The 13554-nt window shown below is 49.5% G+C and carries 11 protein-coding genes; 8 read left to right on the top strand and 3 right to left on the bottom strand.

All coding sequences use genetic code 11. The features are described from left to right. Window positions 1-56: 56 nt before the first annotated feature. A complete protein-coding gene (locus L4D79_RS09055; protein ID WP_428651751.1) occupies window positions 57-701 on the bottom strand; it encodes a MurR/RpiR family transcriptional regulator in 645 nt (214 codons plus the stop codon). 175 nt (window positions 702-876) lie between these two features. On the opposite strand from L4D79_RS09055, the gene L4D79_RS09060 reads away from it, so the two are divergent. The 5 genes from L4D79_RS09060 to def all read left to right on the top strand — a co-directional run bounded on the left by L4D79_RS09060 (window position 877) and on the right by def (window position 8132). Continuing rightward, window positions 877-2286 carry a PTS fructose transporter subunit IIC gene (locus L4D79_RS09060; RefSeq protein WP_428650239.1) on the top strand — a complete coding sequence of 470 codons (1410 nt, stop codon included), beginning with the start codon at window positions 877-879 and terminating at the stop codon, window positions 2284-2286. A 125-nt stretch (window positions 2287-2411) separates the two neighbouring features. After that, a complete protein-coding gene (locus tag L4D79_RS09065) occupies window positions 2412-5102 on the top strand; it encodes a glycoside hydrolase family 38 N-terminal domain-containing protein (protein ID WP_428650242.1) in 2691 nt (896 codons plus the stop codon). Continuing rightward, the gene (locus L4D79_RS09070; protein WP_428650245.1) at window positions 5102-6817 is read left to right on the top strand and encodes an alpha-amylase family glycosyl hydrolase; all 1716 of its coding nucleotides are present in this window, start codon (window positions 5102-5104) and stop codon (window positions 6815-6817) included. Before L4D79_RS09065 ends, L4D79_RS09070 begins: the two co-directional genes overlap by 1 nt. Before the next feature lie 11 nt (window positions 6818-6828). After that, a complete protein-coding gene (locus L4D79_RS09075; RefSeq protein WP_428650248.1) occupies window positions 6829-7470 on the top strand; it encodes a fructose PTS transporter subunit IIA in 642 nt (213 codons plus the stop codon). Window positions 7471-7613: 143 nt separating this feature from the next. Then, window positions 7614-8132, top strand: coding sequence for a peptide deformylase (gene def, locus L4D79_RS09080; RefSeq protein ID WP_428650251.1), 519 nt, complete (start codon window positions 7614-7616; stop codon window positions 8130-8132). Window positions 8133-8240: 108 nt separating this feature from the next. Here def and L4D79_RS09085 read toward each other — a convergent pair whose 3' ends face one another. Then, complete coding sequence (locus tag L4D79_RS09085; protein ID WP_428650254.1) at window positions 8241-9755, bottom strand: cytochrome-c peroxidase; 1515 nt, start codon at window positions 9753-9755, stop codon at window positions 8241-8243. Window positions 9756-10236: 481 nt separating this feature from the next. Between L4D79_RS09085 and L4D79_RS09090 the strand changes: the two genes are divergently transcribed. Both L4D79_RS09090 and L4D79_RS09095 read left to right on the top strand, forming a co-directional pair. After that, window positions 10237-10722, top strand: coding sequence for a hypothetical protein (locus L4D79_RS09090; protein WP_428650257.1), 486 nt, complete (start codon window positions 10237-10239; stop codon window positions 10720-10722). Between the two features lie 150 nt (window positions 10723-10872). Further along, the gene (locus L4D79_RS09095; protein WP_428650260.1) at window positions 10873-11973 is read left to right on the top strand and encodes an ElyC/SanA/YdcF family protein; all 1101 of its coding nucleotides are present in this window, start codon (window positions 10873-10875) and stop codon (window positions 11971-11973) included. 80 nt (window positions 11974-12053) lie between these two features. On the opposite strand, the gene L4D79_RS09100 is transcribed toward L4D79_RS09095, so the two are convergent. Continuing rightward, window positions 12054-12449: a DoxX family protein gene (locus tag L4D79_RS09100; protein WP_428650262.1), complete on the bottom strand. Its 396-nt coding sequence runs from the start codon at window positions 12447-12449 to the stop codon at window positions 12054-12056. Between the two features lie 193 nt (window positions 12450-12642). Between L4D79_RS09100 and L4D79_RS09105 the strand changes: the two genes are divergently transcribed. Then, window positions 12643-13530, top strand: coding sequence for a LysR family transcriptional regulator (locus tag L4D79_RS09105; protein WP_428650265.1), 888 nt, complete (start codon window positions 12643-12645; stop codon window positions 13528-13530). Window positions 13531-13554: the final 24 nt, after the last annotated feature.

Below are 13554 nucleotides of genomic sequence, written 5' to 3' on the forward strand. Positions count from 1 at the left end.
AAATTATTTCCGGTTGGTTGGCAAAACAGCAGGTGGACTAACAGTTTTACGCCTATCTACGTCAGCAGCTGCTCACCCAACTTATCCACCACCTCAAGTATGTGCAGCTGGCTCTCCCGGCTGTACAACGAAATCCCATCAATCTGCTCTTCCAGGTTAACATTGAGATGGCTAATTTGGCTCAAGGTCGAGCCGCGCAGGCTTACCGAGAACACCTTCATGCCTTTGCGCTTGGCATTGTGGGCCATGTCCACCACCGCGTTGGTTTCACCCGATTTGCTGATCAGTACCAAGATACCCGCGTTAGCCATGGTGAGCTGGTGAATATCGGTGATCACCAAGTGGGGAATATTGGCCAGCGACAAAAAACGGGACAGGTAATTCACGCTAACTATCGACGCACCGCGGGAGTAAAGGTATACCACATTGGTCGCTTTCAGCCCTGAGGCCAGCTTGGCAATCACAGCCTGATCCACCCCCTCTTCTTCTGATGACGAACGCTGGCGGGCTAAGTCTGAGGCAAGCTTATAGCGTAACTCGGTATAACTGGCATACCCCATTTTCTTGCACACCCGGTTGACCGATGTCGTTGTCGTCAGCGCCTTGGCCGCGATCTCCTTGGCTGAGATCTCGCCCAATTGCTTGGCGTGACTAATAATAAACTCATAGATGATGCGTTCGGTTCCACGAAAGGTATTCATTGTCATTATTGTCGTCACGTCATTGGATGGACGTATTTAAGCGCGAACAGCGGATGAAAATCCGTGAGTAAGCTCTCAAAAGTATCGTCATACGCACCTTGTACCAAGAAACCATAACGCTTGCCGATCGCCGCTTTTTATACTGTCCTCAGTTTAGAACAATGGATATGAAACCATGGCGAAGAGAAAACTGGTCGCAGTAACGGCTTGCCCTACAGGTATCGCCCACACCTTTATGGCGGCAAAGAAAATTCAGAGCTGGGCTGAAAAGCAAGGCTATGAGGTCAAGGTCGAAACACAAGGCAGTGACGGGGTCAAAAACAAACTGACCGCACAGGACATTGCCAGTGCCGATGCCGTTGTATTGGCCGTTGACGTGCCCATCATGGACATGGACCGATTTGACAATGCCAACCCGTTGCAGGTACGCACCCAAGAGCTGATCAAACACGTGGATGTGCTGCTACCAGAAGCCATGAAACGCGAAAAAGACAAATCCACTTCAGGGGCTGTACTGCCGGTTCAGGAAAAACGCTCGGCTTACCAAGTTTTTATCGGCCATATCATGACCGGTATCAGTTACATGCTGCCGGTTGTCGTGCTCGGCGGCCTATTAATGGCCGTTGCCAAGATCACCGGTGAGTTTGTTGATATTTCCGGCACCCCAATCGAAACCCTAGACCGCCTCGGTTTCATGACCATCAAGTTCATGTACCCGATCTTCGCTGCCTACCTTGCCTACTCGATTGCCGGTAAGCCCGCCCTTGTCCCGGCCTTTATCGGTGGGGTAATGAGCGATGAAGTCTACAAACGCTTCTTCGGTATCGAACACTGGGCCCCTTCAGGCTTTTTCGGCGCCATCGCCATCGGTTTCCTGATTGGTTATCTGGTTCGCTACCTCAATGACACCATCAAGGTAAAAACCGAACTCACCACCCTGAAGACCATGTTGCTGGTCCCGTTGCTCAGCGGTGTCGTCATGGTGCTAACCATGGAGTATGCGATCAACCCATTCTTCGGTGCCGTCAACATGGCAATGGTCAAACTATTCACCGAAGCCGGTGATGCAGGCCGCGGTATTTACTCGATGGTGATTGCCGCCGGTACCGCATTTGACCTTGGTGGCCCAATCAACAAAGCAGCAGGCTCGGTAGCCCTTGGCCTTAACGGCATGGGAGAGAACTTCGACTTGGTTGCCCGCGAGCTCGGTATCGTCATTCCGCCTATCGGGGTGGGTATCGCCGCCCTGCTGGACGGCAAGTTCCGCCCTCGCGTCTTTAGCCGCGAAGAACAGACCGTTGGTAAAACATCCTTGATGCTGGGCCTGATCGGGATCTCCGAAGGTGCTATCCCGTTCATTCTGAAAAACCCGAAAATGATCCCGGTTATGATCCTCGGTTCAATCATCGGTACCCAACTTGCCGTCGTCCTCAATGTTTGGCAAAGCCTCCCTTTGCCAGCGGTATGGGGCTGGTTCCTGTCCTCTGATCCGGTGAGCTACACCCTCTCGGTCATTGTCGGCTCCAGCTTTATTGCCATCGCCCTGCTGCTGTGTACCAAGCCACAGCCCAAAGGCAGCCATTAAGCCGCCATTTCAAAGCGGCCTTAAATAAAGCAACCAAGCATAAAGATATTTGCAACCTACACGCTATAGGGGCAGCAAGCGCTGCCCCAGCAACACCGAATTAATACGATAGAAGAGAAGTCAGCATGGCCAAAGTACATGTCATCCCCCACACCCACTGGGACCGTGAGTGGTACTTCACCCAACAAGACAGCGATGTCCTCGCGACCTACAATTTCACCAAGGTAATTGAGACGCTGGAAAACCAATCAAGCTACAGCTGCTATCACCTTGATGGGCAATCAGCCATTGTTGAAGACTACCTTAAAGTCATGCCGCATATGCGCGAGCGCATGGCGAAACTGGTTAGCGACAAACGACTATTCATCGGCCCTTGGTACACCCAAACCGATACTTTCAATGTCGCAGGTGAATCCATCATCCGCAACCTGAAATACGGCATGCATGTCGCCGAACAACTTGGCCACAGCATGCACGTTGGCTACCTACCGGACACCTTCGGCCACAATGCCCAGATGCCAACCCTGTTCAAAGGGTGTGGAATCGACAACATCATCTTCTGGCGCGGTATCGACTACGACCAGCAAGTCGAACGATCGAACTTCTTCTGGCAGTCGACGGGGGGCGATAGCATCATTGCTTACAACCTAGTCCACGGCTACGGCGCCGCGAAAAATATCGTGGCCGAACCAGCCCATCTCGATAACAAAATCTTCCCGATGGTCGAGAAAATCAAAGCCCTTGCGGGCCTTGATGAAGTGCTGATCCCTTCTGGTGGCGATCAGGTCAATATCGACCCTAACTTGCCGGCGACCCTGGCCAAAGCCACCGAACGGAACGGTGCGGGTGACACCTATGTTATTTCGTCAATGGAAGACTACGTCGACTACCTTCGCCAAGACAGCCACGATTTTGACACCTACAAGGGTGAGTTCAAGATCCCGCGCTATACCCGTATCCACAAAACCATCGGCTCGGTACGCTACGATATCAAGAAACTCAACTTCGACATCGAGCAGTTCCTGCTGAAAAAACTTGAGCCGATCACAGCAATTGCCAAAGCACACGGTATTACCGTTCATACCGAGCTGCTTGATATCGCCTGGAAAAAAATCATCGAATGCCATGCCCACGACAGTATGGGCGGCTGTAACAGCGATGCCACCAATGCCGATATCATGCACCGCCTCAAGCAAGCGGAGGAGATCTGCCACGGCCTGTATAACCTGATCGTCAAAGATATCGCCAGCCAAGTATGCAGTGAAGGCGAGATTATGGTGTTCAACAACCGCATCAAGCCGTATTCCGGTATCACCGATATCGTGGTATTCAGCACCTTTGCCGATATTGCACTGGCGCACAACGGCCAACTGGTTACTGCTGAGCTGATCAAGCGTGATACCCTCGACGGCGGCAAGGTTATCGAAGTAACCAAAGACGGCGAGAAAGAAGTACCGGTCCCTCCCTATTACCGCTTCGAACTCAAAGCCAAACTCAACGAGATCCCCGCCCTTGGCTACCTGACACTTCAGGTGACCGAAGCTGGGTCGATGGGCAAGGCCCACTCCGACACCTCGCTCCAGATTGAAAATGACCGCCTTGTTCTGTCTTTGCAAAATGGTGAACTGGTACTGACCGACAAACAAAACGGCCGTCGCATCAGTAACTTGATCCAGTTTGAGAACCAAGCCGATGACGGCGATTCTTATGATTTCTCACCGCTGGAAGGCGATACACCACTCTACTCCCAGCCGCTGTCACTGCTTGGTAGCCAGCGCGGTGAGCTAATACAGCAAATGACCCTGCAAAGCCGGATTTTGGTACCGCAAGATTTGGAAGACCGCCGCCTGGGCGATGCCAACAGCGAAATCGTATTTAAGCTGACGTTCACCCTGCATCACGGCGAACGTAACTTGCAGGTCGATATCGACACAGTCAACCACGTCAAAGACCACCGGGTTCGCGTCCTGATCAACAGCGATATCAACGCCGATTGCTCAGTCAGTACCCTGCCGTTTGCTACCATTGAGCGCCCTATCTCTCCCGTCCTGTTCGACAGTGAAGAAAACTGGCGCAAACACTTCCGCGAGTGCCCGGTAGATATTGAAACCACCGAGGGCGTTGTCGCCATCGGTAATACCTCTAGCGCCGAGCAAGACAGCAAAGCACTGATTATCAACTGCCGTGGGATCAAGGAATACCAAATCCTCAAAGCTGCTCACAACAACCAATACGACCAAATCGCGTTGACCCTGTTTAAGGCGGTTGGTTTTCTTGGCAAGGACGATCTGGTATGGCGTCCGGGACGGGCGTCGGGGATCAACAACACGGTGGTTCATACCCCAGATGCCCAGTTGCAGCAATCCATGCGCTTTAGCTTTGCAATCGCCATAACAGAGAATGCATCGCATCAGGTTATCCGCGAGCTGGAAACGGCATACCTCAGCCAACCGTTCAGCTACCAGCGCCAACGCCTCAACAGCTTTGAAAACCGGCTGGAACGCTTCCAAGTCCGCTTCGAAGAAAAGCCAATGGCCAAACAGTTCAGTCTGTTCGCTATCAAAGAAACGCTGGAATTATCGAGCGTGTCGCACTCTTTCTACGACGCCAATGCCATCGTGCTGCGCCTGTTCAACCCAACCGAGCAAGCCATTGAGTTAGATATGAACCAATTCAACGGCTTTGCCAATGTGTCCATCGTCAACTACCGCGAGCAGGAGCTTGCCGATGCCAAGCCTGTGGTTGTGCCGAACAATACTATCGACCTGCGGTTGAGCTGTACTGCCACTGCACCGTTTGATAAGGAAAGTTGCTAATGTTTACCCAAGCGATTACCCAAAAAGTGGCCGAAATTTACGGCCAACAGCAAGCGCCACAGATCACCTCTGAGATCCTTGCGCTTATCGACAAATGGCAGGGTAAAGCCCCTGCTTACCCGGCATGGGTTGACCAGACCACCAGCTACCTGATCACCTACGGTGACAGCATCAGCGAAAACGGCAAGCCAACACTAGCCACCATGAAAGCTTTCGCCGATAAGTACCTGAAAGGGGCGGTCAGCAACATTCATATTTTGCCGATGTTCCCCTATACCTCGGACGATGGCTTCAGTGTGGTCGATTACCGCAAGGTCGATCCTAATTTAGGTGACTGGAATGAACTCAATGCCCTGACAGAGCATTTCAACCTAATGTATGACTGTGTGATCAACCATATCTCCAAGAGCAGCGACTGGTTCCAGGGATATCTGGCCGGCGACGAACGCTACCAAAACTACTTCGTCGAATCAGACCCAAGCCTGGACTACAGCAGTGTCACCCGTCCGCGTGCTTTGCCTCTGCTCACGCCATTTACCAAAGCCAACGGTGAAACCGCCCACGTCTGGACCACTTTCTCGGACGACCAGATCGATATTAACTTTGCCAATCCGCAAATCTTGCTAGAAAGCATCGATATCCTGCTGATGTATGCCGCTAACGGAGGCCGCTCTATCCGCCTCGATGCTATCGGCTTTATCTGGAAAGTATTGGGAACCAGTTGTATCCACTTGCCGCAGGCCCATGACATCATCAAGCTGTGGCGCTTGGTACTGGATATCGCTGCCAGCGGCACCTTGCTGATCACCGAAACCAATGTGCCCCACCCGGAAAACGTCGCGTATTTCGGTGACGGCGATGAAGCCCATATGGTCTACCAGTTCCCGTTACCGCCACTCACCCTGTACGCTTTCCTCTCGGAAGACAGCACAGTATTGACCCAGTGGGCAGAGGGGCTGACCCGCGAGGCCATGGACAACCTCAGCGCCGGCCGCCAGACCACTTATTTCAATTTCCTTGCCAGCCATGACGGCATTGGGGTACGCCCGACCGAAGGGATCCTAGAAGATGCCAATCGCCAATTCATGTGCAGTGAAGTGGAACGTAAAGGCGGACGCGTCAGCTATAAGGACAATGGGGACGGTACCCAATCGCCGTATGAGCTCAATATCAACTATCTCAGCGCGATCACCGAGCCCGACGACGACAACAGCACCAAGGCGCGAAAATTCCTCGCCGCTCAGTCACTGCTACTGTCGTTTATCGGCGTGCCGGCCATCTACTACCACAGCTTCCTCGGTAGCGAAAATGACATCGCGGGAATGGACGATTCTGGCATCAACCGCCGCATCAACCGGGAGAAGTTCAACCTGGATGAACTGGAAAACGCGCTAAGTACACAAGGCTCATTGCGCCAGCAAGTTTACAGTAACATGCTCAAACTGCTGAACCTGCGCCAGCAACACAACGCATTTTCTCCGCAATCAGGACAAACGGTACTGAAACTTGGCAAGGGAATATTCGGGCTGATCCGCGGCGAAGGGGAAAATCGCATAACCTATATTCTCAATCTGACCAGCCAGCCACAGCCAGTGAGCTTGCCACAGGGCGGTATGGATTTGATCAGCGAGCAATCGTTCGAACCACAATTTACCCTAGCGCCATATCAATTTACCTGGTTAGTACCCGTTCAAAATCAGCAGCATGAACAATAAGGAGTAAGACCATGAAACTTGCCCAACTAACGTCACATAACCTGATCATGCTCGATGCAGTGTTCGATGACCGTATTACCGCTATCGAAACCCTGACGGATAAAATCGATCAGGCCGGTAAACTGACTGACCGCCAGATGTTCCTTGATGCCGTGCTCAAACGGGAAGAAGAAGGCCCAACTGCCCTGGGTGAATATTTGGCGGTACCACACGGCAAATCCGAAGCGGTTATCGAGCCAGTGTTTGCCTGTGCTTTTGTCAAAGGTGAAATGCCATGGCAAGGCATTGATGGTGACGAACCGGTCAACATGATATTCCTGTTGGCGATCCCGCCGGCCGAGGCTGGATCGACCCATATGGAAGTGCTGACTACCCTCACCTCATCACTGGTTGATGACGATTTCAGGGAGCAGCTCTTGGCCGCACGCAGCGAGTCGGAGGTGATGACCCTACTAGGAAATGAAGAGGGTGGCGCTGACGAAGATAACACTGGAGGGAATGAGCAGGCTTCAACCACAAGCCAGGAAGCAGAACCTATTGCTGCCGCCGCGATGCAAGAGCCGCCACAGGAAGAGCCGCACAACAGTAAAGCCTACCCGCTAGTGCTGTTGGTTGGCTGCGCCATCGTGTTCCTGCTGTTCGCGATGATGTAAGCTCCCCTCGTAATCAAGCATCCCCATTAAACAGGCTCTCTACAGAGCCTGTTTTATTTCATATACAAGACCGCCCTAGCCTATTGCCGCTTTTCCTATCGCCCTATAAGCTTTACGGATAAACCGTGAAAAGGATTAACACCATGGAAACGCTCACCATCGCCCAGCTTGGCAACCCTGTCTTGCGCGAACATGCCTTGCCACTTTCGGCAGCCCAATACCAAGAGTTCGCTCCTTTTTTCAATGAATTGCAGCAAAAGATGCTTGAGCATAATGGTGTCGGAATCGCTGCGCCGCAGGTCAGTGAGTCTATCCGCGCGTTCATCGTTGCGTCTCGCCCCAATCCACGCTATCCCGACGCGCCGATGATGAAGCCGACCTTGATGCTCAATCCGGAGATCACCTGGGCCAGCGATAGCATGGAGAAAGATTGGGAAGGTTGTTTGAGTATTCCGGGGATCCGTGCCTTGGTTAACCGCCACTCCCATATCGAAGTACGCTACGACACGTTGGAAGGCAAGGAAGTCAAAACCCAACTGGAAGGCTTTATTGCCCGGATTTTCCAGCATGAGTTGGATCATCTTAATGGCTTGGTTTTTCTCGATAGAGCCGAGAAGGCGGATTACTTCACCGAAGCCGAGTACCTAAAACGCATTAGCTAAGACTAAGTATTTTCAAGCTTCCACCTTTATCAAAAACAAAAGCCGGGTAGCTCAACACAGAGCTACCCGGGTCATTGGATTTATTGATATACCTTCTAGCTTAATGCGTTAAAAACTCCCAAATGCATCTCTCGCTCTGTCCTCTAGACCACCAAACGGTCCTGAAGAACTGCCATCATCGCCATGATCCAACCGGCTTTCGTTGATGATGTGCAAGCGGTAGCGGCCCGGAGCCTGTACTGAGCTTTCATCACTGAATGTTTTCAGGTACGACACAACAGCGGCTTCTTCAGTTGGTGTCAACCCAAGGTTCCCAACACCAAACCCTGCAAAGTTATCCGCAATTTCAGGCGCCGGCCAACAGTTATTAGCAATTGCATCGTCCACCTCGGTGATATGCGGTGCACATTGCGCTTTTGCGGTTGCCGTATTATAGAAGTGAACCAGTTGCTCTAAACTCTTGAAGTAGCCATTATGGGTATAGGCTTTGACAAAACCAGCATGTGGACGCTTGTCGACATTGCGCAATGTTGGCACCTTGTGCTCACCGCGATGGCCTGGGTTACTGGTAATTGCTTCTAAGCCAATATCCGGCGACGGATCACCAGGAATATTATGGTTTCTCGGCACACCAATATTGAAGTATTGATCATTGGTGTATCGCTCTGTCTTACCTTCCCCGAGATTCGTATTATCACTTCGGTGACAGAAGAAGCAGCGAGCCCCACCAAATCCTCCCGGGCGATCAACGCCAGGCCCAGCTAAGCCATAGAATAGATCATGCCCATGGTTTTCCTGAGCGGTGAAATCATCCAACGGGAATTGGCCGTTTGCGTCATTTTTCAATGCATTGTCACGTTTGGAATCAAAGCTGTTATTTTCCTTGGACATCTGCCACGCTGAAAGTGCAATCGCAAAACGAGCGAACGTTTTATCTATCTGCCTCTTACCACACTTAATCTCCGTACCCCAAGCATACTGGTATAGTTGCCCCCCCCATATGGTATCGTCCCGCACTTGCTTACAGGCATCCTGCTTGGTTGCCAACGCTTGCTCTACCGGGTTAATAAACGGACTAGCATGTGCCTGATCAGAAAGCGGCCCTAGATATTTGCGGTACATCCCCTCGTATTCACTGTCAACACCGGCAAAGGGATCAATATTATGGAACGTTTCAATCAAGTCACCTTCCGCCCGGCCATTCCAGAATGCACCACCACAGGGAGCAGGGCCACCAAACGCCGGACAATTAGGGTCAAAGTTAATCAACCCTTCAACCTCAAATTGCTCATTCAAAAATTGCGCATACTGGTTCGTCGGCGGTTTTAAATTACCGACACTGACATTATCTGAACCGATCACAGCAACATGCGTATCATTGGTGACTGAATCACCATTGGTTCCTCCCGTCGTACCCGTATGACACGTTGAACAAGACATGTTTCGATTTAGAGAAATATCCTCAAAGAAAAGTCGTTTACCCAACTCTTCCAAATAGGTTAAATCATCTGCATGTACATTACTCGAAAAGATACTGGCACTCATGATGCCTAAAAGGATCGGGATAGATATTTTATCTGCTCCCTTATTATTTTTTATTAACCTAGCCGTGTTAATACTCATCAATAAGCTCCAACTACTTATATTTTTATAATTAAAGCGACTGACTTATTTTAATAAAGTCAGTTTTAATTAGATTTAAAATGAAAAGCTTAATCCTAGATATCAATAAGATTCGAAATCTCCTTCACAAAAATATTTTCTTCACCCACAAAAAGTGTAAGTAATTTTTTGCTAGAAACATTTCTCAACAACAATAAAAAACAATAAAAACAGTTACTGATATAAACCACAACCAAGATATGTCTCATATTCTCACGGGACAATTATGAATTATTAGAATTGATTAATTATGTGCTTTGGCATACCTCTGTGTATGAGAAATATAACTATCATCACTTAACAGTTAATATATAACTATTAAAACCGCAACGAGAATAATTACCATCATAGATCTTGGTATGGCTACAATCTAATATGAATGCCTATACTCATAGTAACGCTAGCTGTGGAAGAGCTATAAAGAACAAAGGGAGAAATAACCATGCAATACCATATCCATACCTTTAGGAATGCACTTGTCACCATCATAGAAACCCAGTCTTACCGCTATTGCGATCTCCCTCGCTGGCAAGAGCTCAATGCTTTCCCGTATGGCTCCTGTGATTTGGCCAACAACATGCTGGCGATGTATTTAAGGGAGCAGGGCTATCATCCGAAAGTGATATGGTGCCGAAATAACCTAGCTGACTACCCGGATATTCTCTGTCATGTTTGGCTCGAAGTGGACGATAAGTTTGTTGATATTACAATCAACCAGTTCCCCCGCCTTATTCGCGAGCGAGTCCATATCGTGAATAAATACGACATTGGTATCTTGAATGAAATTTATTTCAATTGTCGCAATATTGGCCAATTTGAGGAAAGGGAAGTCGATTTACGTAACCATGCCGGATGTGGCGACGCTATATATCAGGCAGTATCAACACTCGCCCGAGAACTGTCATTCATTCACAGAAGAAATGCATAGCACTTCATTTATCACACAAATATGGAAGCGAGACATCACTTTGTGATCTCATGCACATAAGGATATGAATAATTATTGCCAGATCACAATTTTCATACTAGCAATGCAATATATTGCTGCCCACCTTGTGATGTATATAAAACATAAATAATGAAAAAGAATCTAATTGCGATTGCCCTTAGTGGCCTATTAAGCCTTTCCTCGACGTCTATTCTGGCCGCTGATACCGCCCCACAGCAGAGTATCCAAGCCAATGCTGAATACAGCCAATTTATCACCAAGCGTCAGGTCGTCGATCAACTGCTTGCTGATGCCGTTACTGCATTTAAATCTCCGGCCCGCATTTCCCATGCTGGATTTACCGCAAAAATGCCAAGTAATATGGAAATTGTCACCAACCGTTTACTTGAAGCATACCAGCTAGAACCTTACCGTACCGACTTGTTGATCTCCGCAGCGAATGCCCAGATCTACAACAAAAATGCCGACCGAGCGATTGAGCTATTTGAACAGGTCTTGTCGGTTGCTCCACAAGATGTCGATGCCCATGCCTACCTTGCGGTTTGGCAGCAATTCAAAGGCAACAGCCAAGCATCACTTGAGCATATGAACGCCCTGAAAGAGCTCAATGCCGGACGTGCCAACGATATCCAGCGAATTTTTGACACCGTAAACCGCATCGTCGCAACCCCGCTCAAAGAGAAGCAAGATAAAACGTACCAGGGCAACACGGCAATCATCACGCTGGGTTATGCCCTGAACCCTGACGGCAGCATGCACGATATCTTGGTCCACCGCCTTGAAATGACGTTGGCAATGGCCAAGGCACAGCCGACTGCAATGATCGTCTTAACCGGTGGCGTACCACGCAACCACAAGACCGAAGGCAAATTAATGGCCGATTGGTTAGTTGAGAAAGGCATTGCCCGCGATCGCATTATCGAAGACAACTATGCCCGCAGCACCGTCGAAAATGCACTGTACAGCAGCTATGCCCTGGCCCGTCATGATATCGACCATGCAACGATCATCAGCTCAGCGAGCCACGTCCGTCGCGGCCAGTCACTGTTCGAGATTGCGACATGGCAGACTGGGCCAAAAGATATCACCTTCGATACTGTTTCAGCGGCCGATAAGCCATTGGAAGAGCTAAAAGTACCTTCTGAAGGTGAACTACTTGGCATCTACCGTGACGCACTACGCACTTACGGTATGTGGAGCTACCGCTCTTACCCACTAGAGCAACGTTAATTCATCGCTTGTTTAGCGCACAAAGAACAAAGGCAGCCAACAGGCTGCCTTTTTGATCCGCATTGAACATCTTGCCGGTGTTACCAAGACTTCTTCAATACACCATCAATGCTCAGCCTCCCCGGCCCAACGACAAGGAGTGCACCAAACCCTCCAGCAATCGCGACGTTTTTCATTAAATGTATTGTCTGGCCGCTGTCTGCAAGATCAAAATGAAACACCAATGCAGATACCACAGAGAAACCTGCAATCACGAGCGAAAGCGAGCGGGTAAAACAACCAAACAAAATCGCTAGCCCGCCACCGAGCTCTAACAAAATCACCAAAGGCAACATACCTCCCGGTACACCCATCGCTTCCATATAGGCTTGCGTCCCGGAAAATCCTTCGATTTTCCCCCAGCCCGCTTTAATGAATATCAACGCGAGCATGGTCCGGGACACTAACAATACATACGGGGAAATCCGATCCAACATACTACTTCCTTACCAACAAAGTGAATTTCTGGGCAAGGTTAATCCCTTCAAAACTAAGATCATATCGCAAGAATCAGGACAACTTGTTCAGGAATTCAGGCGAAACCTTTCCATACAATTTAGCCCTATAAATGCATTGAAAAGTAAACTGGTTGAATTAAGGTGATGGCGACTGTGGACGTGGTGAATACAATTGAACAAGCTCAAACAAACCCTATCGCTAGATACTTTACAAATCCTTGATGTCATAGCCAGAGAAGGCAGTTTTGCAGCAGCCTCTCACCACCTGAATCGCTCGACATCAGCATTGAGTTACCAGATCCAAAAGCTGGAAGATGAATTGGACGTGCTTATTCTAGACCGATCTGGCCATCGAGCATCATTTACTCAAGCAGGTAAACTACTGGTTGATCAGGGGCGTTTGCTGCTAAGCGCATCCGATACACTGTGCAGGCAAGTTCACGAATTATCCCAAGGTTGGGAGAGTGAGTTAAATATCAGCTACGACGGCATTATCGGCTCAGATCTTTTCCTGCCATTGATGACTAATTTTGCCAAGCTAAGCCACACTAAACTCATTTTTAAAGAAGAGATCCTAAGCGGTGGGTGGGAAGCGCTCAGTGCAGGACGAACCGATATTTTGGTGTCATCTCGTCCCAACGCATTGCCCAATGAAATCAATACCGCCTTCTTGGGTAAAATGGAGATGATTTGGGTCGCCTCGCCCCATAGCCCAATCGTTAAAGAACCCGAGCCGCTGCAAGAAAGCGTCAGGCAACATTACCGGATCATCGCCGTTTCAGATTCTGCGCATACCAGCCCTAAATTAACGAAAAATATTCTTACCGATCAGCCGATTTACACGGTAAGCACCATGGGCGACAAGATAAAAGCAATCAAAGCAGGCATTGGGATTGGTACGGTACCTCGACCATTAGTTCAACAAGCGCTAACACAAAACACCCTACTGGAACTTGGTATCGCCCGGGAAGTGGATATTGTTGTGGCTTGGCACCGGGCTGAAATGGGTAAAGCCAAGACATGGTGTCTTAAGCATATCCAACACCTTTGGCAGCATTAGCATCCTGCGCCCTTGTCTAGGGAG

Origin of the sequence: Photobacterium satsumensis, from assembly GCF_050336935.1 — a bacterium.
In the GTDB taxonomy this organism is placed as follows: Bacteria; Pseudomonadota; Gammaproteobacteria; order Enterobacterales; family Vibrionaceae; genus Photobacterium; species Photobacterium satsumensis.